Annotated in this window: 27 protein-coding genes; 8 read left to right on the top strand and 19 right to left on the bottom strand. The window is 67.7% G+C overall.

Annotation, left to right across the window (positions count from 1 at the left end; all coding sequences use genetic code 11):
- Positions 1-61: 61 nt before the first annotated feature.
- The 5 genes from JF781_RS10180 to JF781_RS10200 form a co-directional block, all read right to left on the bottom strand.
- Positions 62-1,291, bottom strand: a complete 1,230-nt coding sequence (locus tag JF781_RS10180; RefSeq protein ID WP_225328777.1) for a cell wall metabolism sensor histidine kinase WalK — start codon at positions 1,289-1,291, stop codon at positions 62-64.
- A gap of 154 nt (positions 1,292-1,445) precedes the next feature.
- Complete coding sequence (locus tag JF781_RS10185; RefSeq protein ID WP_225328776.1) at positions 1,446-2,195, bottom strand: phosphoglyceromutase; 750 nt, start codon at positions 2,193-2,195, stop codon at positions 1,446-1,448.
- 43 nt (positions 2,196-2,238) lie between these two features.
- On the bottom strand, positions 2,239-2,763 hold the full coding sequence (locus tag JF781_RS10190; protein ID WP_225328775.1) for a YbjN domain-containing protein: 525 nt from the start codon (positions 2,761-2,763) through the stop codon (positions 2,239-2,241).
- Positions 2,760-4,034 (bottom strand): D-inositol-3-phosphate glycosyltransferase, encoded by a 1,275-nt coding sequence (gene mshA, locus JF781_RS10195; RefSeq protein WP_225341162.1) that lies wholly within the window; start codon positions 4,032-4,034, stop codon positions 2,760-2,762. The genes JF781_RS10190 and mshA overlap by 4 nt, the downstream gene beginning before the upstream one ends.
- Positions 4,035-4,088: 54 nt before the next feature.
- Positions 4,089-5,375, bottom strand: coding sequence for an ROK family protein (locus JF781_RS10200; RefSeq protein WP_225328428.1), 1,287 nt, complete (start codon positions 5,373-5,375; stop codon positions 4,089-4,091).
- Positions 5,376-5,598: 223 nt separating this feature from the next.
- Here JF781_RS10200 and JF781_RS10205 point away from each other — a divergent pair, with 223 nt between their 5' ends.
- A complete protein-coding gene (locus JF781_RS10205; protein WP_225328362.1) occupies positions 5,599-6,348 on the top strand; it encodes an SDR family oxidoreductase in 750 nt (249 codons plus the stop codon).
- Here JF781_RS10205 and JF781_RS10210 read toward each other — a convergent pair.
- Both JF781_RS10210 and JF781_RS10215 read right to left on the bottom strand, forming a co-directional pair.
- Positions 6,332-7,681, bottom strand: coding sequence for an Ig-like domain-containing protein (locus JF781_RS10210; protein ID WP_374109689.1), 1,350 nt, complete (start codon positions 7,679-7,681; stop codon positions 6,332-6,334). The genes JF781_RS10205 and JF781_RS10210 overlap by 17 nt on opposite strands.
- A 56-nt stretch (positions 7,682-7,737) precedes the next feature.
- The gene (locus JF781_RS10215) at positions 7,738-8,856 is read right to left on the bottom strand and encodes a UDP-N-acetylmuramate dehydrogenase (RefSeq protein WP_225328363.1); all 1,119 of its coding nucleotides are present in this window, start codon (positions 8,854-8,856) and stop codon (positions 7,738-7,740) included.
- 26 nt (positions 8,857-8,882) lie between these two features.
- Between JF781_RS10215 and JF781_RS10220 the strand changes: the two genes are divergently transcribed.
- The 3 genes from JF781_RS10220 to JF781_RS10230 are packed head-to-tail and all read left to right on the top strand — an operon-like array spanning position 8,883 to position 11,321.
- Positions 8,883-9,407: a DUF2505 domain-containing protein gene (locus JF781_RS10220; RefSeq protein ID WP_225328364.1), complete on the top strand. Its 525-nt coding sequence runs from the start codon at positions 8,883-8,885 to the stop codon at positions 9,405-9,407.
- 34 nt (positions 9,408-9,441) lie between these two features.
- The gene (locus tag JF781_RS10225; protein ID WP_225328365.1) at positions 9,442-10,269 is read left to right on the top strand and encodes a carbon-nitrogen hydrolase family protein; all 828 of its coding nucleotides are present in this window, start codon (positions 9,442-9,444) and stop codon (positions 10,267-10,269) included.
- A complete protein-coding gene (locus tag JF781_RS10230; protein ID WP_225328366.1) occupies positions 10,266-11,321 on the top strand; it encodes a DUF2993 domain-containing protein in 1,056 nt (351 codons plus the stop codon). The genes JF781_RS10225 and JF781_RS10230 overlap by 4 nt, the downstream gene beginning before the upstream one ends.
- A 4-nt stretch (positions 11,322-11,325) precedes the next feature.
- Here JF781_RS10230 and deoC read toward each other — a convergent pair whose 3' ends face one another.
- The 6 genes from deoC to JF781_RS10260 form a co-directional block, all read right to left on the bottom strand.
- The gene (gene deoC / locus JF781_RS10235; protein WP_225328367.1) at positions 11,326-12,012 is read right to left on the bottom strand and encodes a deoxyribose-phosphate aldolase; all 687 of its coding nucleotides are present in this window, start codon (positions 12,010-12,012) and stop codon (positions 11,326-11,328) included.
- Entirely contained in the window at positions 12,009-12,458 is a 450-nt protein-coding gene (locus JF781_RS10240) for a DUF2599 domain-containing protein (RefSeq protein WP_225328368.1), read from the bottom strand. Before JF781_RS10240 ends, deoC begins: the two co-directional genes overlap by 4 nt.
- Positions 12,459-12,462: 4 nt before the next feature.
- Positions 12,463-12,750, bottom strand: a complete 288-nt coding sequence (locus JF781_RS10245) for a DUF2516 family protein (RefSeq protein ID WP_008261234.1) — start codon at positions 12,748-12,750, stop codon at positions 12,463-12,465.
- An 88-nt stretch (positions 12,751-12,838) separates the two neighbouring features.
- Positions 12,839-13,456 carry a heparin-binding hemagglutinin HbhA gene (gene hbhA, locus JF781_RS10250; protein WP_225328369.1) on the bottom strand — a complete coding sequence of 206 codons (618 nt, stop codon included), beginning with the start codon at positions 13,454-13,456 and terminating at the stop codon, positions 12,839-12,841.
- A 204-nt stretch (positions 13,457-13,660) separates the two neighbouring features.
- A complete protein-coding gene (locus JF781_RS10255) occupies positions 13,661-14,077 on the bottom strand; it encodes a helix-turn-helix domain-containing protein (RefSeq protein WP_225328370.1) in 417 nt (138 codons plus the stop codon).
- A gap of 82 nt (positions 14,078-14,159) precedes the next feature.
- The gene (locus JF781_RS10260; protein WP_374109687.1) at positions 14,160-15,542 is read right to left on the bottom strand and encodes a DUF445 domain-containing protein; all 1,383 of its coding nucleotides are present in this window, start codon (positions 15,540-15,542) and stop codon (positions 14,160-14,162) included.
- Between the two features lie 178 nt (positions 15,543-15,720).
- On the opposite strand from JF781_RS10260, the gene JF781_RS10265 reads away from it, so the two are divergent.
- On the top strand, positions 15,721-16,416 hold the full coding sequence (locus JF781_RS10265; protein ID WP_225328431.1) for a TetR/AcrR family transcriptional regulator: 696 nt from the start codon (positions 15,721-15,723) through the stop codon (positions 16,414-16,416).
- Positions 16,417-16,600: 184 nt separating this feature from the next.
- Complete coding sequence (gene pcaA / locus JF781_RS10270; protein ID WP_225328371.1) at positions 16,601-17,464, top strand: cyclopropane mycolic acid synthase PcaA; 864 nt, start codon at positions 16,601-16,603, stop codon at positions 17,462-17,464.
- A 60-nt stretch (positions 17,465-17,524) separates the two neighbouring features.
- Here the strand turns inward: pcaA and JF781_RS10275 are convergent, their stop codons facing one another.
- From JF781_RS10275 to JF781_RS10290, 4 genes are all read right to left on the bottom strand, one after another.
- The gene (locus tag JF781_RS10275; RefSeq protein WP_225328372.1) at positions 17,525-18,385 is read right to left on the bottom strand and encodes a cyclopropane mycolic acid synthase family methyltransferase; all 861 of its coding nucleotides are present in this window, start codon (positions 18,383-18,385) and stop codon (positions 17,525-17,527) included.
- Between the two features lie 97 nt (positions 18,386-18,482).
- Positions 18,483-19,346, bottom strand: coding sequence for a 3-hydroxybutyryl-CoA dehydrogenase (locus JF781_RS10280; protein ID WP_225328373.1), 864 nt, complete (start codon positions 19,344-19,346; stop codon positions 18,483-18,485).
- A 297-nt stretch (positions 19,347-19,643) separates the two neighbouring features.
- On the bottom strand, positions 19,644-20,930 hold the full coding sequence (gene aceA, locus JF781_RS10285) for an isocitrate lyase (protein ID WP_202376737.1): 1,287 nt from the start codon (positions 20,928-20,930) through the stop codon (positions 19,644-19,646).
- Positions 20,931-21,199: 269 nt separating this feature from the next.
- Positions 21,200-21,997 carry an acyl-[acyl-carrier-protein] thioesterase gene (locus JF781_RS10290; protein ID WP_225328374.1) on the bottom strand — a complete coding sequence of 266 codons (798 nt, stop codon included), beginning with the start codon at positions 21,995-21,997 and terminating at the stop codon, positions 21,200-21,202.
- Positions 21,998-22,167: 170 nt separating this feature from the next.
- Here JF781_RS10290 and ramB point away from each other — a divergent pair, with 170 nt between their 5' ends.
- Entirely contained in the window at positions 22,168-23,583 is a 1,416-nt protein-coding gene (ramB, locus tag JF781_RS10295) for an acetate metabolism transcriptional regulator RamB (RefSeq protein WP_225328375.1), read from the top strand.
- Positions 23,580-24,149 (top strand): carboxymuconolactone decarboxylase family protein, encoded by a 570-nt coding sequence (locus JF781_RS10300; RefSeq protein ID WP_225328376.1) that lies wholly within the window; start codon positions 23,580-23,582, stop codon positions 24,147-24,149. The genes ramB and JF781_RS10300 overlap by 4 nt, the downstream gene beginning before the upstream one ends.
- Here the strand turns inward: JF781_RS10300 and JF781_RS10305 are convergent.
- Entirely contained in the window at positions 24,144-24,425 is a 282-nt protein-coding gene (locus JF781_RS10305; RefSeq protein ID WP_225328377.1) for a hypothetical protein, read from the bottom strand. The two genes, JF781_RS10300 and JF781_RS10305, sit on opposite strands and share 6 nt — an antisense overlap.
- 7 nt (positions 24,426-24,432) lie before the next feature.
- Entirely contained in the window at positions 24,433-25,830 is a 1,398-nt protein-coding gene (gene lpdA / locus JF781_RS10310) for a dihydrolipoyl dehydrogenase (protein ID WP_225328378.1), read from the bottom strand.
- Positions 25,831-25,843: the final 13 nt, after the last annotated feature.

Here is a 25,843-nt window from a genome sequence, read left to right on the forward strand (position 1 = left end):
CTCGGCATCGTCATACGCGCGGGTCATGAGCGCAACTCCTCGGCATCGTCGTACGCGCGGGTCATCGACTTAGTTCTTCCTCTCTTTGGGACCGGTCGGGCCGCACGTCGCGGCCCTGCGGTTGCTCGGATTCGCCCTCGTCTCGAGTTGACGGCTTGGCCGCCGGAATGGACAGGGTGAATGTCGATCCGGTTCCCGGCTTGCTCCACACGCCGATGGTGCCGTTGTGGTTGGCCGCGACGTGTTTGACGATCGCCAGGCCCAGGCCGCTGCCGCCGGTGGCCCGTGAGCGGGCCTTGTCGCCCCGGAAGAACCGCTCGAAGACCCGCTCCTGGTCTTCCAGGGCGATCCCGATCCCGCGATCCGTGACGGCGATCTCGACGTTCTCGCCGCGGCGGCGACGGCTGATCGACACCGGCGAACCCGGCGGCGAATAGGCGATCGCGTTGGAGACCAGGTTGGCCAGCGCGGTGATCAACAGCGTTTCGTCGCCGAGCACCCGCAAACCGCTGGGAGAGTCGGTGCGGACCGCGATGTTGGTGTTGTCAGCCGCCACCTTGTGGCGCGAAATCGCTTCGCTCACAACCCTGTCCACGTTGACCTCGACGACGTCGGGCAGCGGCTCGGCGCCTTGGAGCCGGGACAGCTCGATCAGCTCGGCGACCATGTCCCCCAGGCGGTTGGCTTCGACGAGCACCTTCTCGGCGAACCTTCGCACGGTTTCGGAGTCGTCGGCTGAGGCGAGCAGGGCCTCGGCGAGCAGGGCCATCGCACCCACCGGGGTCTTGAGCTCGTGGCTGACATTGGCCACGAAGTCGCGCCGGGTGGCTTCCATCCGCGCATAGTCGGACTGGTCGTGGGCGAAGACCACGGCGAACCGTCGGTCCTCTTCGCTGAGCAACCGGGCCTGCCCGTGCACCGAGAGCCCGGACCGGCCGCCCGCCCGTTTCGCCGGCTGCAGGTCGAACTCGACGTCGACACCGGTCAGCGCCTGCTGCGCCGCCTCCCAGGCCTGGTCATCGAGCTGGCGGTCGCGCACCAGGCCCAGCTCCTTGGCCCGATTGTTGAGGTAGACGACGTCGCGATGGACGTCCACCACCGCCGCGCCCACCGGCATCAGCGACACGATGCATTCCAGCATCTGCCCGACGGTGATCCCGGTCCACTCGGTGCTCGCCCGCTGGCGGCGCTGCACCGCGCGCGGAGACAGCCGGGCCCCGACCGCCACACCTGCGGCCAGTGCCAGCACGGACAACACCCCGGCGAGCAACAGCGCCGAGAACACAGTCACATAGCAAATCCTACAAATCTTCCTGAACGCTGCCCTAGCAGAACGAGGCCAAAATCGGACAAGTCACACCTTGCGTCACAGGTGTTCCGCTCCCGTTCACGTGGTGTTTGGCTAACGGGGCGTTCGCGCGCCATATCGCGCCGGGGCGCAAACCTCAGCCGCGGCCCTGGCCGGCGACCGCGGCGGCACCGGCGGCGGCCGCTTCGGGGTCCAGATAGGTGCCGCCGGGCACCACCGGCCGCAGGTCGGCGTCCAGGTCGTAGCGCAGCGGGATGCCGGTCGGGATGTTCAGGCCCACGATGTCGTCGTCGGACATCTGATCGAGGTGCTTGACCAGGGCCCGCAGCGAGTTGCCGTGCGCGACGATCAGCACCGTCTTGCCGCTGCGCAGGTCCGGGACGATGACGTCGGTGAAATACGGCAGGAAGCGGACAACCACGTCGGCGAGGCACTCGGTCAGCGGCCCGCCGCCGATGTCGGCGTACCGGGGATCGGCGTCCTGGCTGTAGGTGCTGCCCTGCTCGATCGGCGGGGGCGGCGTGTCGTAGCTGCGTCGCCAGGCCATGAACTGGTCGTCGCCGTAGCGCGCCTTGGTCTCGGCCTTGTCCAGGCCCTGCAGCGCCCCGTAATGGCGTTCGTTGAGCCGCCAGGTGCGCCGCACCGGAATCCACAGCCGGTCGGCGGCGTCCAGCGCCAGGTGCGCGGTGGAGATGGCCCGGCGCAGCAGCGACGTGTACAGGATGTCGGGCAACAGGTTGTGCTCGGCGAGCAGCTCGCCGCTGCGCACCGCCTCGGTGCGGCCCTTGTCGGTCAGCCCGACGTCCACCCAGCCGGTAAACAGGTTCAGCGAATTCCATTCGCTCTCGCCGTGGCGGAGCAGCACCAGCGTGGCAGAGTCACCCATGCCGGTTAGTCTCTCACGCACTCATCGAGCCGCGCCGAGCGTACTAATCCGGGTCGTCTTCGTCGTCTTCGTCGATCAGGTGGGCGAAGGCCTGCAGGTTCTTCAGCGACTCGCCGCGCGACACCCGCCACTCCCACTCTTTCTGGATCGACGAGCGAAAACCCAACTCCAGCAACGTATTAAAGTCCGAGTCCACCGCTTCGAGCACCTGGCCGAGCACCCGGTCGATCTCGTCGGCGTCCACCGACGGCAGCGACATGCGGCCCACCAGGTAGATGTCGCCGACGTTGTCCAGCGTGTAGGCGACGCCGTAGAGCCGGCGATTGCGCTTGAGCAGGAATCGGTAGACGCCCTCGTGGTTCTCGTCGGGCTTGCGGCACACGAAGGCCTCGACCCGCACCGAATGCTCGCCGACGCTCAAGATGGTGTTGGTCTTGAGCTTGCGCTCGCCGGGCAGTTCCACCACCAAGCCGGGCGGACCGCCATGTGCGCCAGCGTGTTTCGAGTAGTTCAGCCCGCTGGCCCGCAGGGCATCCTCGATCACCCGGGTTACGGTGGAGGAACTCATGCGCCCACCCCGCGGCGCTCGGCGGTGTACTCGCCGATCGCGCGGCGATAGCTGGCCAGCAGCGCATCGGTGGTGTGGTCCCAGGAGAAGGTGGCCGCGTGGGCGGCGGCCGCGCGGCCCATCTCCGCGGCCTGCTCCGCCGGCCTGCGCAGCAGGCCGTCCAGCGCGGCCGCCCAGCGGTCGACGTCGTGCCCGGCGACCAGCGTGCCGGTGATCCCGTCGCGCACGGCCACCGGCAGCCCGCCGACCGCGGCCGCCGCCACCGGGGTGCCGCAGGCCTGCGCCTCGAGGGCGACCAGGCCGAACGACTCCGAATAGCTCGGCACCGCAACGACATCGGCGGCCTGGAACAACGTGGCCAGGTTCGGCCGGGACTGCGGGGGCAGGAAGGTCACCCGCGCGGTGATGCCCAGCTCGTCGGCCAGCCGGGCCAATCCGTCCGGGGAAGCCAGGCCGCTGCCCGACGGCCCGCCCGCGACCACGATCCGCGCCCCCGGCAGTTTCGCGGCGGCACGCAACACGATGTCGGGCGCCTTCAGCGGCTGGATCCGGCCGACGAACGCCACGATGCGTTCGTCGGGCGGCAGGCCCAGCGCGGCCCGGGCGGCCCGGCGATCGCCGGGCCGGAACACGTCGAGGTCCACCCCGGGATGGACGACGTCGATCCGCGCCGGGTCGGCGTGGTGAATCGAGATCAGTTGCCTGGCCTCGTCGTCGGTGTTGACGATCAGGCGGTCCGCCTCGTCGACCACCTGCTGCTCCCCCACCGTGCGCAGCGGCGGCTCGGGCGAGTCCCCCTCGGCCAACGCCGCGTTCTTGACCGCGGCCAGGGTGTGCGCGGTGTGCACCAGCGGCACCGCCCAGCGGTCGCGGGCCAGCCAGCCCACCTGCCCGGACAGCCAATAGTGCGAGTGCACGATGTCGTAGTAGCCCGGCTCATGGGATGCCTCGGCGCGCAACACCCCCGCCGCGAACGCGCACAGCTGGGTGGGCAGGTCGTATTTGTCCAGCCCCTCGAACGGCCCCGCCACCACGTTGCGGACCAGCACCCCGGGCGCCACCCGCGCCACCGGCGGGTCGGCGGACGCGGTCGCCCGGGTGAAGATCTCCACCTCGATGCCCCGCCGCGCCAGGTGCAACGCGGTCTGCAGCACGTAGACGTTCATGCCGCCCGCGTCGCCGGTGCCGGGCTGGGCCAGTGGGGAGGTGTGGACCGCCAACACTGCAACGCGGCGCGGTTCGTTCAGCCGGAAAACGTCATCGTGCCGCACCCTGTCATCTTTACAGGACGGCTCGCCGGCGGCCGCACCCGCGCAGGACACGCGTCAGGCGGGCGACTCGTCCCGGGTGACGTCGTGCAACCGGGCGTCCAGCGCCCCGGCCCGCCGCATCGCACCCAGCGGGTCGGCGTACAGCCCGGACAGCGACACGGTCCCCGCACCGGCCTCCTGCACCCGGTTACCGAAGGCGGTGACGCGGATGTCGCGCGGCCCCAACACCGAGCGTGCGGCGAACGCCGCCTCCACCTGCTCCATCGCTTCGGGGTACTCCGTGAACGCCTGGCCACCGACCACCAGTTCGTCGGGGTTGAGCATGTCGCGCAGCAACGCCACCGCCTCGCCGAGCACCCGGCCCCGCTCGGCGAGCAGATCCTTGGCCTGCTGGTTGCCGGCGCGCGCCACCCGCAACAGGTCGGCGATGCCGGTGGCGGGCCCGTTGCCGCGGTTCGCGGGGGCGAACGGCAGGACGCGCTGCTGGCGGGCGGCGGCCACCACGGCTTCGTCGCTGACGGTGGATTCCAGCTGTCCGGTGCCGCCGAGCAGCTCGGAGTGGGCGGGCAGGCTCGCGATGGTGCCCGGCCCGCTGGACGGGCAGTGCACCCGCCCGCCGATCACCAGCGCGTAGCCCACGGTCTCGCGGGCGTAGACGTACAAGCTCGTCGGCGAGCTGGGCAGGAATCGCCGCATGCCCAGCAGCAGCTCGGCCCCGGCCATGGCGTCCACGTGCGAAGCCACCGAGACCGGCAGGCCCAGCGCGTCGGCCAGCACCTGTCCGACCGGCGCCTGCCGCCAGCCCAGCCGCGGGTGGTCGACCTGGCCGGTGGCGCCGTCGACGGTGCCGCCGATGGCGACCCCGACCCACAGCGGCCGCCGCCGATGCCAGCGCCGCAGGTACCGCCGGGCGCTGTCGGCCAGCGACGCCAGCGCGGGCCCGGCCGGGTTGCGCGGCGTCGGGGTCTCGACGGTGTCGAGGGTGCGGCCGAACAGGTCGGTGGCGACGATGCTGGTGGTGCGCGCACCGATGTGGATGCCCAGCGTCACGAACGGCTCGTGGTTGACCTCCACCGGCACGCGCGGGCGGCCGATCGCGCCGGAGACGGCCAGGTCGGCGCGCTCCCGCAGCAGGCCGGCCTCCAGCAGGGCGATGACCTGACGGTTGACCGTCGCGATGCTCAGCGAGGTGACGCCGGCGATGACGTCACGGCCGACTGGGCCGCGCAGCCGCACGGCCCGGAAGACGGAGGCCGCCGCCGAGTCGGGGATGTGCAACGCCGGCGGCACAATTTGCCGGCGCACCACGCGGTGGCCCTTTTGGCCGGAGTGGCCGGCGATGCGACTGGGCGAAAGATGGGTATGGGTAAGGATATTGGTGGGCACGAGCGTCCTTTGTCCGAATTTTGCTGGCCGTCTTGGCCACACCTGGCATGGGGTCAGGGGCGGCAAAGTGCGCAGCAACAACACGCACCCGCCGCGCACAGACACGCGGCGGTTGTGATGTTGGACAGGGCGCTGTGAAGCACACGGAAAATTTAGCACGTTCACTAAGGTTGTTTCGATGGTTAAAACTGGCAGGAATGAACGCGTCGCGGTGATCACGGGAGCCAGCTCCGGGATCGGGGCGGCGACCGCCCGCACCCTGGCTGCACAGGGCTTTCACGTCGTCGTGGTGGCGCGCCGGGCGGACCGGATCCGCGACCTGGCCGAGGAGATCGGCGGCACCGCGATTGTGGCCGATGTCACAGACGACGCCGCCGTCGACGCGCTGGCGGGCAAATTGAGCCGCGTCGACGTGCTGGTCAACAACGCCGGCGGCGCCCGCGGACTGGAACCCGTCAGCGATTCCGACCTCGAACACTGGCGGTGGATGTGGGAGACCAACGTGATCGGCACGCTGCGCGTCACCCGCGCGTTGCTGCCGAAGCTGATCGAATCCGGAGACGGGCTGATCGTCACCGTCACTTCCGTTGCGGCGCTTGAGGTTTACGACGGCGGTGCCGGCTACACGGCGGCCAAACACGGCCAGGGCGCGCTGCACCGCACCCTGCGGGGCGAACTACTGGGCAAACCGGTGCGGCTGACCGAGATCGCCCCGGGGGCCGTCGAAACGGAATTCTCGCTGGTGCGCTTCGACGGCGACCAACAGCGCGCGGACGCCGTCTACACCGGCATCACCCCGTTGGTGGCGGCCGATGTGGCCGAAGTGATCGGATTCGTCGCCTCGCGGCCCGCCCACGTCGACTTGGACCTGATCGTGATGAAGCCGCGCGACCAGGCGTCGGCCAGCCGCTTTAACCGCCGGAGGTAGCCGGGCCGGTGGTGGCGGGTGTCGTCGTGGTCGGGGTGCCCGACAGGGTCGGCGCGTTGGACGGCGTCACCGGGGCGGTGACCGGGATCTGCGTTGACGGCGGACGGGCGCTGGGCGGGGGCAACGCCGACATGGACACCCAGGTGTCCCAGTCCACGGCCCAGTCCCAGATGTCGCCGTCGGAGTAGGACAGCTGGATCGTGCTACCGGTCACTTCGACAGGGTCGCCGTAGATCGCCGACTGGTAGTACTGCTCGGCGTCGCTCGTGGACAGGTTGATGCAGCCGTTGGTGACGTTCGAATTGCCTTGTGCGCCAGAGCTTGCCGGGTTTGCGTGGATGAACTCGCCGTTGTTGGAGATCCGCACCGCCCAGCGTTCGTGGATGTGGTTGTAGCCCGCCGCCGGGTTGGACATGTAGAAGTCGGCGTACTTCTCGCTGACCACGTGGATGCCGTTGCGGGTGACGTTGCGCGCCTTGTCGGCCTCGCCGTAGCTGCACGGGAAATCCATGATGACGCCCTCGTCGCGGACCACCTGGATGCGGTGCGACGAGACCTCGGCCTTGACCACCTGCCGGCGGCCGATCTGGATGTTCAGCGAGATGTCCTCGGCGCCGTACGCGCTGTCGCCGAACGGCAGGCCGTACAGCTTGGCCTCGACGTTGACCGTGGTGCCCGCGGGGTAGTACTCGCGGGTGCGCCAGTGCGCGCGGGCGCCCTGCGCCTCGTCGGGCAGCCACGCCCAGCTGCCCTCGACGGGCGGATTGGTGGTGACGGTGAGCGCCTTTTCGACGGCGGCCCTGTCGGTGATCGGGGCGTCGAACTGCAGGATGATCGGCGCCGCGACGCCCACGGTCTGGCCGTCGGCCAGCTGGAACGCCCCACCGATCTTCTTGCTGGGCGACACCGTGGTGAACTTGCCCGCGACCGGAACGGCCTTGCCGTCGTGCCCGACGGCCGAGCCGCTCCACGTGTAGGTCATGTCATAGCCCAGGGGTTCGGAGGTCGTGTAGACGGTCCGGTCGTGGTTGAACGCGCCGGCGACGGCCTTGCCCGACGAATTCGACAGCGTGACGTGCTGGAACCACCCGTCGCTCACCTGGACGCTGACCGGGGCGATCGGCACCACGTTCTGGGTGGCGTCTGCGGGCTGGTACTTCAGCTGCAGCGAAGGCTGCTCTTTCTTCTCGGCTCGCTTCGCGGTCGTGCCACTGCATGCGGCCAGCGCATTGGGGGCGAGCACGCCGAGCCCGAGGGTCGCCAAAGCCACGCGCCGGTTGAACGGCCGCGGGGCACGGGACGGGGTCACGAAAATCAAAGATACCGGGGAAATCCGCCAACCCGCCCGCGACAAATCGGGGTCCGGCACGCGTCGGCAAAATTTTACGGCTACAGCCTGCACCCCAGCAGGACGGGCTCCGGGATCAGTGTGACACCAAACACAGCGCGAACGCCGTCGCGGATGACGCGGGCCAGCGCGATCACGTCGTCGGCGCTGGCGCCGCCCCGGTTGGTCAGCGCCAACGCGTGCTTGGTGGACAGCCGGCAGGGCGCTTCGCGGCCGCCCGGGCCCGGCTCCGGATAGCCCTTGGCGAAGCCGGCGCGCTCGACCAGCCAGCCGGCGGCCAGCTTGACGCCGCCGGGAGCCGGGTAGTTCGGGACGGGCCCGTCGACGGTGGCGGCCAGCCGCTCGTAGACGTCGGGGGCGACGACCGGATTGGTGAAGAACGAACCCACGCTCCAGGTGTCGTGATCGGCCGCATCGAGCACCATGCCCTTGCGCGCCCGCAGGGCCAGCACCGCCTCGCGCACCGCCCGCGGGTCGGCACGCTCGCCGCTGCCCGCGTTCAGCGCGGCCGCCAGCTCCCCGTAGCGCAGCGGCGCGCTGCGCCCCGACGCGTCCAGCGCGAACTCCACTTCCAGTACGACAGAAGGGATTTCGAACCCGCTGGCACCCCCGCGTTTGAACACGCTGGTGCGGTAGCCGAAGCCCAGCTCGCCGCCCGGCACCCAGCGCACCTCGCCGCTGCCACGATCGAGCACCCGGACCCGCGTGATGGTGTCGGACACTTCCGCACCGTAGGCCCCGACGTTCTGCACCGGGGTGGCCCCGGCCGAGCCCGGGATGCCGGACAGGCATTCCAGCCCGCCGAGGCCGTGCTCGATGGCGGTGACCACGACGTCGTCCCACACCGCGCCCGCCTGGGCGCGGACCAGGTTGCCGTCGACGGTGATGCCGTCGTTGGCCAGCCGCACGGCGGGCAGGTCCGCGCACGTGTCGGAGATCACCAGGTTGGAGCCGCCGGCGAACACCAGCACCGGGCCGCCTCGTCCGGCGCGCGTCTCGGCGTCCAGGTGCCCCAGCGCGGCGACGACCTGGTCGCTGTTCGTGCACGTGACGAGGCGCCGCGCGACCGGTCCGACCCGCAGGGTCGTCAGCGGCGCCAGCGGCACCGATTCGGCCACCGACGCGCCGGCGAACACCGAACCGGCACCGCTGGATTTCATGGCCCGTAACGGTAGCCTGACCTGCTATGCCGCGTTCATTCGACTTGTCGGCCGACTACGACGGCAGCGTTGACGAGGTGCACCGGGCCTTCACCGATGCGAACTACTGGCGGGCCAGGCTGGCCGAATCCGGGGTCGATGTCGCCACGCTGGAGTCGATGCGGGTCGGCGGGGAGTCCGGTGACGACGACACCGTCGAGGTCGTCACGCTGCAGGTGATCCGCAGCGACAAGCTGCCGGGGATGGTCACGCAGTTGCACAGCGGCGACCTGCGCATCCGGCGCGAGGAGACGTGGGGGCCGGTGACCGACGGCGCCGCGGCGGGGTCGGTCGTGGGCTCGATCGTGGGTGCGCCGGTGAATCTGGAGGGCACCGCCGTCCTGGAGCCGATCGGAAGGACCGGCGGCACCCGGCTGACGTTTCGGGCCACCGTGCAGGTGCGTGTCCCGATCATCGGCGGCAAGTTGGAGAACATCATCGGCGCCCGCCTGGCCGAACTGATCGCCGCCGAACAGCGCTTCACCACGGAGTGGATCGCCAAAACGGCCTGAGCCCCCGGGGTCGTCACGCTTTAAGCTGGCCCTCATGAGAATCGCCCTGGCGCAGATCCTCAGCGGCACCGACCCCGCAGCAAACCTGCAGCTGGTGCGCGAATACAGCCTTCGGGCCGCCGACGCGGGCGCGAAGCTGGTGGTGTTCCCGGAGGCCACCATGTGCCGGTTCGGCGTCCCGCTGGGCCCGGTCGCCGAGCCTGTCGACGGCCCCTGGGCCGACGGTGTGCGGCGCATCGCGGACGAATCTCAGATCACCGTCGTCGCCGGCATGTTCACCCCGGCCGGCGACGGGCGGGTGAAAAACACGCTGCTCGCGGCGGCCCCCGGCCTGCCGGGCGCCCACTACGACAAGATCCACCTCTACGACGCGTTCGGCTTCACCGAATCGCGGACGGTCGCGCCGGGACACGAGCCGGTGGTGATCACGGTCGACGGCGTCGGGGTCGGGTTGACCGTTTGCTACGACATCCGTTTCCCGGAGCTCTACACCGAGTTGGCCCGCCGCGGCGCCCAGGTGATCGCCGTCTGCGCGTCCTGGGGCGCGGGCCCGGGCAAACTCGACCAGTGGACGCTGCTGGCCCGCGCCCGCGCGCTCGACTCGATGAGCTACGTCGCCGCCGCCGGTCAGGCGGACCCCGGTGCCGCGCAGGCGGAATCCGGATCGGGCGCACCGACCGGGGTCGGCGGCAGCCTGGTCGTTTCGCCGCTGGGCGAGGTCATCGCGTCGGCCGGCGCGGACCCGCAGCTCGTGGTGGCCGACGTCGACGTCGACAGGGTCGCCGAGGCGCGCAAAGCCGTCGCGGTCCTCAGCAACCGCTCGGCCTTTGCTCAGATTGATAGGGCAGAATCAGTACGGTGACGAACCCACAAGGACCCCCGAACCCGGACCCGTCGAAGTGGGCCCGTCCCTCCAACCAGGGACCGTTCGGCCAGCCCCCCACGGAACGGCCGACCGAGCGGATCAGCACCGGCGGCCCAGGTCAGATGCGGCCGCCACCGCCACCACCGCCGCCCACTCAGGCTCCCCCGCCGGGTCAGACCGAGCGATTCGGGACGCCCCAGCCGAACATGCAGCAACGCGGCTACCCGCCGCCGCCCACGCCGCCCACCGGACCGACGGAGCGGCTGGCCACTCAGCCCGGCGATGACGCCACCCCGGAGAAGAAGAAGCGCCGCTTCGGCCGTGACCCTGTCTCCGTGCTGCTGATCTTCATCATCGTGTTCGCGCTGATCATCGCCGGGCTCATCGGGGCCGAGCTGTACGTGCGCCACGTCGCGGACACCAAGGTCGCCCAAGCGGTGGCTTGCGAGGTCAAGGACCAGGCGACCGCGTCCTTCGGGGTGACGCCGCTGATGCTGTGGCAGCAGGCGACCAAGCACTACACCAACATCTCTGTGCAGACCGCCGGCAACAACATCCGCGACGCCAAGGGGATGAAGCTCTCGATCAACATCAACGACGTGCGGCTCAAGGACACGGCCAACTCGAAGGGCACCATCGGCTCACTGGACGCCACCATCAGCTGGACCAGTGACGGCATCAAGGAGTCGGTGCAGAGCGCGATCCCGGTGCTGGGCCCGTTCGTCACCAACACCGTGACCACCCGTCCCGCCGACGGCACCATCGAGCTGAAGGGCATGTTGGACAACATCACCGCCAAGCCGGTGGTGGAGGGCACCGGGCTGAAGCTGCAGATCGTCAGTTTCAACGCGCTCGGCTTCACGATGCCCAAGGAATCCGTGCAGTCGACGCTCGACGACTTCACCTCGAACCTGACCAAGAACTACCCGCTGGGCATCCGCGCCGACAGCGTGCAGGTCACCGACAAGGGTGTGACCAGCCACTTCTCGACGCGGAACGCCAGCATCCCCACCGGCAACAACAACGATCCCTGCTTCGCCAACCTCTGACGGTTCAGTCCCTTCGGCCGAGCCCGTCGAGCACTGTCCGGGTGCCCGAGAGGCCCAGCCGGGTCGCGCCGGCATCCAGCATCGCGAGCGCGTCCGCGGCGGTGCGGATGCCGCCGCTGGCCTTCACGCCCAGCCGGCCACCGACCGTGTCGGCCATCAGGGCGACCGCCCGCACAGAGGCGCCCCCGGTCGGGTGAAACCCGGTCGAGGTCTTGACGAAGTCGGCGCCGGCGTCTTCGGCGGCGCGGCACACCTGCGTCAGCGTGCGCTCGTCGGCCATCGCCAGCAACGCTGACGATTCCACGATCACCTTGAGCACGGCGCCGCCGACGGCGTTCCGCACGGCCGCGATGTCGGAGCGCACCGCGTCGACGTCGCCCGCCAGCGCCGCGCCGACGTCGATGACCAGGTCGACTTCGCAGGCGCCGGACGCCACGGCCAGGGCGGCCTCGTGGGCCTTGACCGCCGAAACATGCTTGCCCGACGGAAATCCCGCCACGCTGGCCACCCGCACGCCGGGGACGGCGTGCACCGCGACGGGAACCATGGGCGGCGAGACGCAGACCGCGTACACGCCCAGTTCGGCCGCCTCGGCGACCAGGGCGGTCACGTCGGCGGCGGTGGCTTCGGGTTTGAGCAGGGTGTGGTCGACGTAGGCCGCCAACTGTGCCCGGGTGGGGTGGCTGATCATCCGAACGATTCTTCCCGACCGCCCGGATTGCAGTCGGAGGCAACCATTTCCGCGTCGTCGACGACCGGGCGCCACGGCTCCAGGTTCCAGCTGGTCTTGCCGGGCCGAGCCAGTTCGGCGAACTGCCAGTGGCACAGGAACTGGGCCTGCATCCCGGGAGTGTCGGCACCGGGCGCCAGGGCGAGCACCTCGGCCCAGGCCTCGTCGGCCCACGCCGGGGACGCGGGGGTGCGGGAGGCGGCCCGGCCGGCCGCCGACGGGAAGACCCGCAGGCTGCTGCGGCCCTGCCACTGCGCCCACTCGGTGCGCTCGACAAAGGGCGGCGACAGCGCGGGCGGGTTCGGCCCCCCGGTGCCGGGGTCGGGATCGGGCGCGGCGATCGCGTGCGGTGTCGGGCAGCACACGGCGACGAGCGCGGCGGTCGCCGCCGTCAGCAGCACCCTCATCGCGCTAGCGCGACTTGCCCTGTATTTCCAGGAGTTTGGGCCGCACGTCGACCAGGTAGACACCGGCCGCGCAGGCCGCGATCGCCATGCCGAGCACGCCGAAGACGAAGCCCAGGATCGATGTCAGGGCGACGGCGCCGGCGAGGATCAGCAACCACACGGGCTTGGTCAGCTTGTCGGCGGCGGTATAGGCGTCGGGTCGCTGCAGCGCGGCATGCACGAACGCGTAGATCGCCGTGACCAAGACGGCGATCTGCAAAACCAGCATGACGGTACCCACGAGGTGGTTCACGCCTTCAAGCGTAGGCGGGCACCGTCGAAAACGTCGACTCCGAGTCACCCGGAGGCGACTCGGAGCCGAACGTCGTGCGAGTGTCGTACTACTTCTGGGTGACCTTCTTGGCCGCCGCCTTCTTGGCGGGGGCCTTCTTGGCCGGAGCCTTCTTGGCGGGGGCCTTCTTCGCGGGCGCCTTGCCGACGGCCTTCTGGGCCTTCTTGGCGGTCGCTTCGGCCTTGCCGGGCAGCTCGATGCCGACCAGCTTGGCGGCGCGCTCGCCGACGGCGCGGGTCTGCGACGCGACGGTGCCCAGCGCCTCCTGGGTCAGCTCGACGGCCTGGTCGACGTAGCCCTCGGCACGCGCCGAGGCGTCCTCGAACGCCGTCTGGCTGCGCAGCCGCTGCAGGGCCGCCTCGCCGCGCTCGACGAGTTCGTTGTACCGGCTGGTCGCCGCCTCGAGGTAGCCCTCGGCGGCTTTGCGCAGCTCTTCGGTGGTGAATTTGTCGCGCAGCTCGGTGAACTGCTCGGGCAGGTCCTCCTGAAGCTTGGTCAGGCGAGCGCGACGCTCTTCGACCCGGGTGCGGGTCTCGACGCGGGTCTCTTCGGCGCGCTCCCGCAGGCTGGCGATCAGGTCGTTAACCGTGGCCAGGGCCAGGTCGGCCGCGCCCAGGGCGGCGAGCAAAGGGGCCCGCAAGTCTTCGATGTTGGTGTTTTCCGCCATGGTTTTTCCTTTCATGGAGTGGTTGGCTTTGGCGTTTTGTTGTCAGGTGTCTGGTCGGAAAGCTAGGTGCAAACGTCTCCTTCGCAACTGGGGCCGCCAGAACCCGGGGTAGTCGTCCAGCGCTGAGCTGGAATCGGTAGATCCCTCCGTGTGGGGTAACCCCGGCGGCCGGTCGTCTATACATCACCAACCCGAAGCGCCTGTTCACTCGGTGTCGGGTTCGGTCGGACACTCCTCATCGGTGGATTCGTTTTGCTGGGTGAACGATGCGTAGATGTCGAGCAGGATCTGCTTTTGGCGCTCGGTGATCGCAGTGTCGGTGACGATCGCGTCCCGCACCTGACTCTTGTCGGTGGGTTCGAGGATCCCGGCGCGCACATAGAGAACCTCGGCAGAAACCCGTAGGGCCTTCGCGATCTGGTTCAGGACGTCGGCGGAGGGTTTACGCAATCCACGCTCCACCTGGCTCAAATATGGATTGCTGACCCCGGACTTCTCGGCGAGCTGGCGCACCGAAACCTGCGCGAGTTCACGCTGGCTGCGGATGAAGCTGCCGATGTCAGAGGCCATGTCGGAGGCAGCGTTGGACACCTTGGCGGAGAGCTTCTCCTCGGGTGACATGGCGTGCTCCTGGTCGGGCGGTCGATCTTGACGCCACCAGGGTACAACAAGTGCTTGCTATTGCAAGCACTTGTTAGCACTGCTAGAAAAGCAGCTGCGCGACGGCGTAGATGACCAGACCCGCCAGCGAGCCGACCACCGTTCCGTTGATCCGGATGAATTGCAGGTCACGGCCCACGTGCAGTTCGATGCGCCGGCTGGCCTCCTCGGCGTCCCAGCGCTCGATGGTGTCGGTGATGATCGCTGTGATCTCCACCCCATATTGCGAGACCAGGTGCTGGGCCGCCCGAACGAGCCAGTTGTCGACCTTGTCGCGCAGGTCGACGTCGTCGCGCAGCGACTCCCCGATGCGGACGACCGTGTCGGCGATCCGCGTGCGCAGCGTGCTGGACGGGTCGTCCACACCCTCGAGCACCAGTCGTTTCAGCGTCGTCCACGCGGTCGCGGCGGCGTTGGCGATCTCGTCGCGCGCCATGAGCTGCTCCTTGATGGCGTCGGCACGCGCGATGGTGTCCGGGTCGTGCTGCAGGTCGTCGGCGAATTCGAACAGGAAACGGGTCGCCGACCGGCGCAGTTCGTGCTCGGGGTTGCGGCGCACCTTGTCGGTGAAGTCCATCAGCTCGCGGTGGATGCGATCGCCCACGAGGTGGTCGACGAAGCGCGGCGACCAGGTCGGCGAGTCACGCTCGACCACCCGCTGGATGACCTCGCCCGCGTTCAGCGACCACTGAAAGGCCCGGTCGGCCAGCAACTGGATCAGCGCCTCCTGCCGGTTCTCGGCCAGCAGGGTCGCCAGCACCCGGCCGACGGGCGGGCCCCATTGGGGTTCGGCGATGCGGCGCACGATCATCCGGTCGATCACCTGCTGGACGTCTTCGTCGCGCAGCAGCTCGACCAGCACGCGCAGCACCGTGGCCGTCTCGCTCGCCACCCGCTCGGCATGCGCGGCTTCCGACAGCCATTTCCCGAGCCGCCCGGACACCTCGGCGTCGCGCAGCTTGGTTTCCACGACCTCGGCCGACAGGAAGTTCTCCCGCACGAACGCGCCCAGACCCTCGCCCAGCTGGTCTTTCTTGCGTTTGATGATCGCGGTGTGCGGGATGGGTATGCCCAGCGGGTGCCTGAAGAGCGCGGTCACGGCGAACCAGTCCGCCAGCGCGCCCACCATCCCGGCCTCCGCGGCGGCACCGACGTAACCGACCCAGACACCCACGCCGGCGTGCGCCTGGGCCCACCGGCAGGCGAGGAACACGCCGGTGGCACCGATGAGGAAGCTCAGCGCCACCATCTTCATCCGGCGCAGCGCCACCCGTCGCTGCGCGTCGGCCTCTCGATCGGCGCCCGCGAAGGATTCGGCAAAAGAGGTGCGACCCCGGCCCCCGGCCGTCAACGGCGTCGCCGAAGGGGGCCTCGCCGTCGGCGGGCCGGACGCGTCGCCTCGCACCGAGGCTCTATGTGCCACCACTTCATCATCTATGTTCCCGGCGATTGGTGTGACGACACTGGTCGCAGCCACGACTTCAAGGCCACTTCACGCCCGGCCAGGACCACAAACCCGCCCGCCCACGCCGTAGTATCAAGGGCGTCTAGGGAATGGGAAATCGGCGATAGTGACAGAGCAAATCACGGTTGCGCACGCCAAAATGGATGGGCGCAAGCGGCGCTGGCATCAGCACAAGGTGGAGCGTCGTAACGAACTCGTTGACGGCACGATCGACGCGATCCGCCGGCTGGGCGGAACGCTGAGCATGGATGAGATCGCGGCAGAGATCGGCGTCTCCAAGACGGTGCTCTACCGCTACTTCGTCGACAAGAACGACCTCACCACCGCGGTGATGATGCGGTTCACCCAGACGACCCTGATTCCCAATATGGCTGCGGCGCTGACGTCCAACCTGGACGGCTTCGACCTGACCCGCGAGGTCATCCGGGTGTACGTCGAAACCGTCGCGAACGAACCGGAGCCGTACCGCTTCGTGATGGCCAACAGTTCCGCCAGCAAGAGCAAGGTCATCGCCGACTCCGAGCGGATCATCGCCCGCATGCTCGCGGTGTTGATGCGCCGTCGCATGCAGCAGGCGGGCATGGACACCGGCGGCGCGGAGCCCTGGGCCTTCCTGATCGTCGGCGGCGTGCAGCTGGCCACCCACTCCTGGATGTCCTATCCGCGGATGAGTCGCGACGAGCTGATCGACTACCTGACGATGCTGAGCTGGAATGCGCTGAAAGGGATCGTCGAGGTCGGCGGATCGCTGGAAAAGTTCCGCGAAGAGCCGCACCCGTCGCCCATCGTCCCGCCCCGGGACCCCGACGACGGGCTCGGGCTCCCAGGCCTTTAAGGCCTGGCGGCGCCGCCGGCGGTTTTCGGAATCGCGCCCGCTTATGTGAGGCTGGCACGCGCCCCGGGGTCTACGACTTCATCAGATTCAGGCGCTAGCATGCAGGAGAGCGTCGGGGGACGAAGCGGGGTATCTGTTCGGCCGTTCGGCCCTGCCCCCCGCAACAAGAAAGGCCCATGACGACATGTCTGTGCAGCTCACGCCGCATTTCGGAAACGTGCAAGCCCATTATGACTTGTCTGACGATTTCTTCCGCCTGTTCCTGGACCCCACCCAGACCTACAGCTGCGCCTACTTCGAACGCGACGACATGACCCTGGAAGAGGCGCAGCTCGCCAAGATCGATCTGGCGCTGGGCAAGCTGAAGCTCGAGCCCGGGATGACGCTGCTGGACATCGGTTGTGGCTGGGGTGCCACCATGCGGCGGGCCATCGAGCGCTACGACGTCAACGTCGTGGGCCTGACGCTGTCGGAGAACCAGGCCGAGCACGTGCAGAAGTCCTTCGACCAGATGGACACCACCCGCACCCGTCGGGTGCTGCTGGAGGGCTGGGAGAAGTTCCACGAGCCGGTGGACCGCATCGTCTCGATCGGCGCGTTCGAGCACTTCGGCCGCCAGCGCTACGGGCGCTTCTTCAAGATGGCCTACAACGCGCTGCCGCCCGGCGGAATCATGTTGCTGCACACCATCGTTCGGCCGTCCTTCAAGGATGCGCGGGCGAAGGGTCTGAACCTGACCCGCGAGATCGTCGAGTTCTCGAAATTCATCCTGGCCGAGATTTTCCCGGGGGGCTGGCTCCCGACGCCGCAGACCGTCGGCGAGTACGGGGTCACCGTGGGCTTCGAGCTCACCCGCGTCCAGTCGCTGCGGCTGCACTACGCGAGGACGCTGGACCTGTGGGCCGCGGCGCTCGAGGCGAATCGGGAGCAGGCGCTCGCCATCCAGTCCCAAGAGGTTTACGACCGGTATATGAAGTACCTGACCGGCTGCGCCGAGCTGTTCCGCGACGGGTACACCGACGTCAATCAGTTCACGATGGAGAAGTAACCCGATCGACGGAAACAATCAGCCCCGAACGGATCGCCGTTCGGGGCTGACTCGACTGTCCTATTTGACCAACGTGAATTGCCCCACGTTGCTGATGCCTTTGCGGAAGAAATTCTCGCACCCGGTCAGATAGTGCATGTATTTGTCGTAGACCTCTTGGGACTGGATGGCGATCGCCTTGTCCTTGTTGGCTTCCAGATTGGCCGCCCAGATGTTGAGGGTCCGCGCGTAATGCTGCTGCAGCAACTGCACCCGCTCGACCGAAAAGCCCGCCGCCTCGCCGAACTTGAAAATGTCTTCCTGCGCCGGCAGCTGCCCGCCGGGGAAGATCTCCTGGCCGATGAATCGCGCGAATCGAATATCACTCATCGTCAACGTGACGCCGAGCTCGGGATATTGCTGCCACTGATACATCAGAATCGTGTGCAAAAGCATCCGGCCGTCGTCGGGAAGGACGTCGTAGGCGATGTCGAAAAATGCGGGATAGCGTTCCATTTTGAACGCTTCGAAGGCGCCGATCGTCACGATCCGGTCGACCTTGTCCTCGAACTCTTCCCAGCCCTGCAGGCGCACCTCGATGTTGCGGTCCGTCGGCAATCCGGACAGCAATTTTTTGCTGTACTCGAATTGGTTGCGGCTCAGCGTGATTCCGATGACGTTGACGTCGTATTTCTCGACGGCCCGTTTGAGCGCGCCGCCCCAACCGCAGCCGATGTCCAGCAGCGTCATCCCGGGCTCGAGGTTCAGCTTTCCCAGCGCCAAGTCGAATTTTGCAATCTGGGCCTCTTCGAGGGTCATGTCGTCGCGCTCGAAGTAGGCGCACGTGTAGCCCATGGTGGGGTCGAGAAACAATGCGAAAAATTCGTCCGAGACGTCGTAGATTGACTGCGACTCCTCGTAATACGGCTCGAGCCTCGTCATCCTCGGTACATACCTTTCGTCCTATTCAACGCGAGCATATTAGCCGACGGTTAGCAGCAGGCAGTGTCAGCCACCTCGCGGTATGCCATCGGATCGGTCAGTACCGGTAAAAGCCCTGACCCGTTTTCTTGCCCAGCCGGCCGGCCTCCACCATCCGCAGCAACAGCGGCGGCGGCCCATAGTGCGGCTCCTTGAACTCCTCGAACATCTTGTCGGCGATCAGTTTCAAGGTGTCCAGGCCGACCAGGTCGGACAGGCGCAACGGGCCCATCGGGTGTGACAGTCCGGCCACCACGGCTTTGTCCACGTCTTCGACGGTGGCGAAGCCAGCCTCCACCATACGGATCGCCGATAGCAGGTACGGCACCAGCAAGGCGTTCACCACGAATCCCGACCGATCCGAGCAGCGCACCACCTGCTTGCCCAGGACCGCGCTCGCGAATTCCTCGGTGCGGGCGGCGGCGGCTTCGTCGGTGACCAGCGTGCTGACCAGCTCGACCAGCGGCAGCACCGGGACCGGGTTGAAGAAGTGCAGACCCAGCACGCGTTGCGGGTTCTTGGTGGCCGCGGCGATCTTCATGATCGGGATACTCGAGGTGTTGGATGCCAGCACCGCGTCGGGATCGGTGATCACCCGGTCGAGTTCGGCGAACACCTGCGCCTTGACGGCGTCGTCTTCGATGATCGCTTCGATGACCAGTTGACGGTCGGCGAGGTCCTTCAGGTCTGTGGTGAAGGTGAGCTTGCTCAGCGCGCGGTCGCGTTCGCGCTCGGTGACCTTGCCGGCGCTGACGCCGCGCTCGAGCGACTTGACGATGCGGTTGCGTCCCGCCGTGATGAGGGCCTCGGTGGTCTCGAACACCGTCACGTCGACGTCGGCGCGGACCGAGACCTCGGCGATGCCGGACCCCATCTGGCCGGCCCCGACTACCCCTACTCGCTGAATCGCTGCGTCACTCACTGAATTCTCTCCGGTTCTCTGCGGTGAACGTATCGCATTGCACCGCAATAGGCCCCGCCCAGGATTGGCTGGGCGGGGCCTACGCTACTTCATCTCATTCTCGCTGCGACGAGCGTGTACTCAGCGCGAAAATTCGGCCGAATTCTCGCCACAGGTGCACGCTCGGCGCGCTTGCGGCCGCTCGTCCTCAGTGACTCGAGCCGTCGGTTTCACTTCGTCCTCGCGGCATGCGCCGCTCGTCCTCAGTGACTCGAGCCGTCGGTTTCACTTCGTCCTCGCGGCATGCGCCGCTCGTCCTCAGTGAAACTGGCCCTCTTCGGTGGAGCCGGTCAGCGCGGTGGTCGACGAGGTCGGGTCGACCGTGGTGGCGATGCGGTCGAAGTAACCGGCACCCACCTCGCGCTGGTGCTTGGTCGCGGTGTAGCCACGCTCCTCGGCGGCGAACTCGCGCTCCTGCAGCTCGACGTAGGCGCTCATCTGGTTGCGGGCGTAGCCGTAGGCCAGATCGAACATCGAGTAGTTCAGGGCGTGGAAGCCGGCCAGCGTGATGAACTGGAACTTGAATCCCATTGCGCCGAGCTCCTTTTGGAACTTCGCGATGGTGGAGTCGTCAAGGTGCTTCTTCCAGTTGAACGACGGCGAGCAGTTGTAGGCCAGCATCTGGTCGGGGAACTCGGACTTGACGCCCTCGGCGAACTTGGCGGCCAGCTCGAGATCCGGAGTACCGGTCTCCATCCAGATCAGGTCGGAGTACGGCGCATACGCCTTGGCCCGCGCGATGCAGGGCTCCAGGCCGTTGCGGACCCGGTAGAAGCCCTCCTTGGTGCGCTCACCGGTGATGAACGGCTGGTCGCGCTCGTCGACGTCGGAGGTGATCAGCGTGGCCGCCTCGGCGTCGGTCCGGGCGATGACGACGGTCGGAACGTCGCACACGTCGGCGGCCAGTCGGGCCGAGGTCAGGGTGCGGATGTGCTGCTGGGTCGGGATCAGCACCTTGCCGCCCAGGTGACCACACTTCTTCTCCGAAGCCAGCTGGTCCTCCCAGTGCGAGCCCGCGACACCGGCCGCGATCATGGCCTTCTGCAGCTCGTAGACGTTGAGCGCGCCACCGAAACCGGCCTCACCGTCGGCGACGATGGGCGCCAGCCAGTTCTTCACCGAGGTGTCGCCCTCGACCTTGGCGATCTCGTCGGCGCGCAGCAGCGCGTTGTTGATCCGGCGGACCACCTGCGGCACCGAGTTGGCCGGGTAGAGGCTCTGGTCGGGGTAGGTGTGCCCGGACAGGTTCGCGTCACCGGCGACCTGCCAACCGGACAGGTAGATGGCCTTGAGGCCGGCACGCACCTGCTGGACGGCCATGTTGCCGGTCAGCGCGCCGAGGGCGTTGATGTATTCGAGATCGTGGAGCTGCTCCCACAGCACCTCGGCGCCGCGGCGGGCCAGGGTGGCCTCCTCGACGACGGTGCCCTGCAGGGCGACGACGTCCTTGGCGCTGTAGGTGCGGGTGACATCCTTCCACCGCGGGTTGGTGTCCCAGTCCTTCTGGATCTGTTCGGCGCTCTTGGGGGTGCCAACGACAGACATTGGGCATGCTCCTTCACGATCTTCACTACTGAGTTGCTGAACGCCTCACCGGCGGTAGCTAGTGGCTCAACTTCACTGGTGTGCTAACTCGAAGATGGCACAGCTCAAGGGGGGCGGTCCACCCGTTTAAGTTGCCAATTTCAGTAACGGGAACGCGTGAATTTGCGAAGCTTGCTAAGTTGCTAACTAACTTAACCGTTTCAGAAGCTACCCGTCAGTAACCCCAAAGCCGCAGGTCACCGCGCAATTTAACCGGGACGCTTGTCCCGTTAGCGAGCAAAGATCGCGGCGACGGCTTTCGTCTCGTCGCCGACGGCGTATGTGAGCGTTGTAACAGCGCGATCGGCCAGGCCGGGACCGAATTGCTCGGTGGATCCGGCGGGGTGAACGTGCGAAATGATCTCCAGCTTGTCGCCGAGCGCCACCGGCGCCTCGTGCTCGATTGTGATGCGCAACGGCGCCCGCATCAGCTCGGTGTGCGAGGCCAGGTAGTCCTCGACGACGCTCCAGTACACCGAGTTGTTCATGTGGTCGAACAAGTCGATGTCGGTGACGCGGACGGGAAACTCGTGGATCTCGGTCGCGTCGTCCCGGCCGCCCGGCTTCAGATAGGACCTCCACCGCAACCGATCCACCGACGTCGTCTTGTGCAGGCCCGCCAGGAAGTCGTCGGCGATGCGCGAGGGCATCTGGGTTTCCCGGTTGATGTTGATCCAGAAGGCCTCGGACTCGATGAGCCCGCCGCTGCGCTTGCCGTCGATGCGGACCCGCATCTCGCACCACCGATTGGAGGTGCCCGAGCACCACCTGCGCATCCGCAGCATGTCGCTGAACTCGACCGGCCGGATCAGGTCGATCATGGTGCGCCGGACGATCCACAGCGGATGGGTCTCCTCGAAACCCATCTCGCGCAGCTGGTCCTGGCCGATGTCCTGGATGTGGCGGCACGCGGCGTCCAGCCGCAACCGGCCCGTGCGGTCGATATCGCCGACCCGCAACGGCCACTGGCGGTCGAAAACGTCAGGGTGACCGTCGGGCACCGGCATCAGTTGTTTATCCAGGCTCACGGCCACACTCCCCGCTGTTCCCCGTTTATTCCTCGGGGTTACCCCAGGTTAAGGCCCAGGGTCCCGGTCGAATAATGCCAACGAGGCGCGGCGAACACCAATCGCGACGCGCCAGGCCGGCTGCCAACTCTGCGAACCATGTCTTCACAAGGCCCGGTAACCTCGGTGAAGTGTCCAAGACGTTCGTCGGCTCGCGGGTCCGCCAGCTGCGCAACGAGCGCGGGTTTTCCCAGGCCGCGCTGGCTCAGATGCTGGAGATTTCCCCCAGCTACCTCAATCAGATCGAGCATGACGTTCGCCCGCTGACGGTGGCCGTGCTGCTGCGCATCAGCGAGGTGTTCGGGGTGGACGCCACGTTCTTCTCGTCGCAGGACGACACCCGGCTGGTCGCCGAGCTGCGCGAGGTCACCATGGACCGGGACCTGGACATCGACGTCGACCCGACCGAGGTCGCCGAGATGGTCAGCGCTCATCCCGGGTTGGCGCGGGCGGTGGTCAACCTGCACCGCCGCTACCGGATCACCACGGCGCAGCTGGCGGCCGCCACCGAGGAGCGGTACTCCGACGGCAGCGGCAGCGGGTCGATCACCATGCCGCACGAGGAAGTGCGCGACTACTTCTACCAACGGCAGAACTACCTGCACGAGCTGGACACCGCCGCCGAGGACCTCACCATCAAAATGCGGTTGCACCACGGCGATCTGGCCCGGGAGTTGACCCGCCGGCTCACCGAGGTACACGGGGTGCACATCAACCGGCGCATCGATCTCGGCGACACCGTGCTGCACCGCTACGACCCCGCCACCAAGACCCTGGAAATCAGCAACCACCTCTCGCTGGGGCAGCAGGTGTTCAAGATGGCCGCCGAACTGGCCTATCTCGAGTTCGGTGATCTGATCGATGACCTGGTCGCGCAGGGCAAGTTCACCAGCGACGAGTCGCACACGCTGGCCCGGCTCGGTCTGGCCAACTACTTCGCCGCGGCCGCCGTGCTCCCCTACCGCCAATTCCACGACGTCGCAGAGAATTTCCGCTATGACGTCGAGCGGTTGTCCTCGTTCTACTCGATCAGCTACGAGACCATCGCGCACCGGCTCTCGACGATGCAGCGCCCGTCAATGCGCGGGGTGCCGTTCTCGTTCGTCCGGGTCGACCGCGCCGGAAACATGTCAAAACGCCAGTCCGCCACCGGTTTTCACTTCTCCTCCAGCGGCGGCACCTGCCCGCTGTGGAACGTCTACGAGACGTTCGCCAACCCGGGCAAGATCCTGGTCCAGATCGCCCAGATGCCCGACGGCCGCAACTATATGTGGGTGGCCCGCACCGTGGAACGCCGCGCGGCCCGGTATGGTCAGCCCGGTAAGACCTTCGCGATCGGCTTGGGCTGCGAGCTTCGCCACGCGCACCGGCTCGTCTACTCGGAAGGACTCGACTTGTCGGGGGAAATCTCCACACCGATCGGCGCGGGCTGCCGGGTCTGCGAACGCGACAACTGCCCGCAGCGCGCCTTCCCGGCGCTCGGACGCGCGCTCGACCTCGACGAGCATCGCAGCACCGTGTCCCCTTACCTGGTGACGCAACCGTGAGCCACCCACCCGCCGAGGGCCGCATCCCGCCGGGACGATTCCGCCAACTGGGACCGATCAACTGGGTGATCGCGAAGCTGGGCGCGCGCACCGTGCGCGCCCCGGAGATGCACCTGTTCACCACCCTGGGCCAGCGCCAGTTGCTGTTCTGGACGTGGCTGGCCTACGGGGGCCGGCTGCTGCGCGGCAAGCTCCCGACCGTCGACACCGAGTTGGTGATCCTGCGGGTCGGGCACCTGCGGGGGTGCGAATACGAACTGCAGCACCATCGCCGGATGGCGCGGGCGGCCGGGCTGGACGCGGACGTGCAGGCCGCGATCTTCGCGTGGCCCGAGCGGCTGGACCCGGTCGAGGGGCGCCTGACCGTGCGTCAGCAGGCGCTGCTGGCGGCGACGGACGAGTTCGTCAAGGACCGGGCCGTCACCGACGCCACCTGGCGCCAGCTGGCGACCCACCTGGATCGGCGGCAGCTCATCGAATTCTGCTTGCTGGCAAGCCAATACGACGGGCTCGCCGCGACAATGGCCACGCTCGAGATTCCGTTGGACAATCCGCGCGAGCTATAGGTAGACGTCGGCGAGGATAGCCAGCGTCAGGACCACGGGAAGCACCGGCAGCGCGAAGGCGAACGCGGCCCGGGCCCGCCTCCCGCGCCGGCGCTGCCAGACGCCCCAGATGCCGGCGCCGATTCCCAGCACCACCGATGCGAGCAGCACCAGCGGGCCCCACTGGCCCGCCGTCGCGTTGTCCCCGGTCGAAATGCCCAGCAACCACACGACATAACCGGTCGCCAGGCCACCGAGGGCGCCCGCGATCGTCTGAGGCGTGACGGTGCGAATCATGCGCGACTCAGAAATTGATCATGTGTCCGGTCAGGCCGTGGAAGCATTCCTGCAGCGCCTCGGACATGGTCGGGTGGGTGTGCACGTTGCGGGCCAGCTCGGTGGCGGTCAGATCCCACTTCTGCGCCAGCGTCAGCTCCGGCAGCAGCTCGGAGACGTCGTGGCCCACCAGGTGTCCGCCCAGCAGCTCACCGTATTTGGAGTCGGCGATCAGCTTGACGAACCCGCTGGGGTCGCCCACACCGTGGGCCTTGGCGTTCGCGGTGAACGGGAACTTCGCCACCACCACGTCGTAGCCTTCGTCGCGGGCCTGCTCCTCGGTGAGGCCGAAGCTGGCGACGTTGGGCTGGCAGAACGTCGCGCGCGGCATCATCCGGTAGTCGCCGAGCGCCAAAGTCTCTGCGCCGGCGATGGTTTCGGCCGCCACCACGCCCTGGGCCTCGGCCACGTGGGCCAGCTGCAGCTTGCCGGTGACGTCGCCGATGGCGTAGATGTGCTCGATGTTGGTGCGCATGTAGTCGGTGATGCCGATGGCCTTGCGGTCGGTCAGCGCGACCCCGGCCGCCTCCAGGCCGAAGCCCTCGACGTTGGGCGCAAACCCGATGGCCTGCAACACCTTTGCGGCCTTGAGCTCTTGGGTGTTGCCGTCCTTGCTGACGACCACCGTCACCTCGGCACCGTTGTCGGAGATCGACTCGACCTTGGTTCCGGTGAGGATCTTGACGCCCAGCTTCTTGAACTGCTTCTCGATTTCCTTGGACACCTCGGCGTCCTCGTTGGGCAGCGCGCGCGGCAGGAACTCCACGATGGTCACCTCGACGCCGTAGTTGCGCAGCACGTAGCCGAACTCCATGCCGATGGCGCCGGCGCCGGCGATGACAATCGACTCCGGCAGCTCGCGGGACAGGATCTGCTCTTCGTAGGTGACCACGTTGGCCGACAGCGAGGTGCCCGGAACCAGCCGGGTGCTGCTGCCGGTCGCGATGATGGCGTTGTCGAACGTGACGGTCTCGGTGCCGCCGTCGTTGAGCTCGACCGACATGGTGTTGGCGTCGGTGAACCGGCCGTAGCCGTGAATCTCGGTGATCTTGTTCTTTTTCATCAGGAAGTGCACGCCGGCGACGCGGCCCTCGGCCACTTTGCGGCTGCGGTCGAAGGCGACCCCGTAGTCGAAGGTCGCCTCGCCGCTGATGCCAAAGGTCTTGGCCTCTTTGGTGAAGATGTGCGCCAGCTCGGCATTGCGCAGCAGCGCCTTGGACGGAATGCAGCCGACGTTGAGGCAGACCCCACCCCAGTACTTCGGCTCGACAACCGCGGTGGAAAGCCCCAGTTGTGCGGCGCGAATGGCCGCGACATATCCGCCTGGACCGGCCCCGAGGACGACGACGTCATAGTGAGAAGTCACGAGCCCACCCTAG

The organism is Mycobacterium sp. WUMAC-067 (assembly GCF_020217485.1).
Taxonomy (GTDB): Bacteria; Actinomycetota; Actinomycetes; order Mycobacteriales; family Mycobacteriaceae; genus Mycobacterium.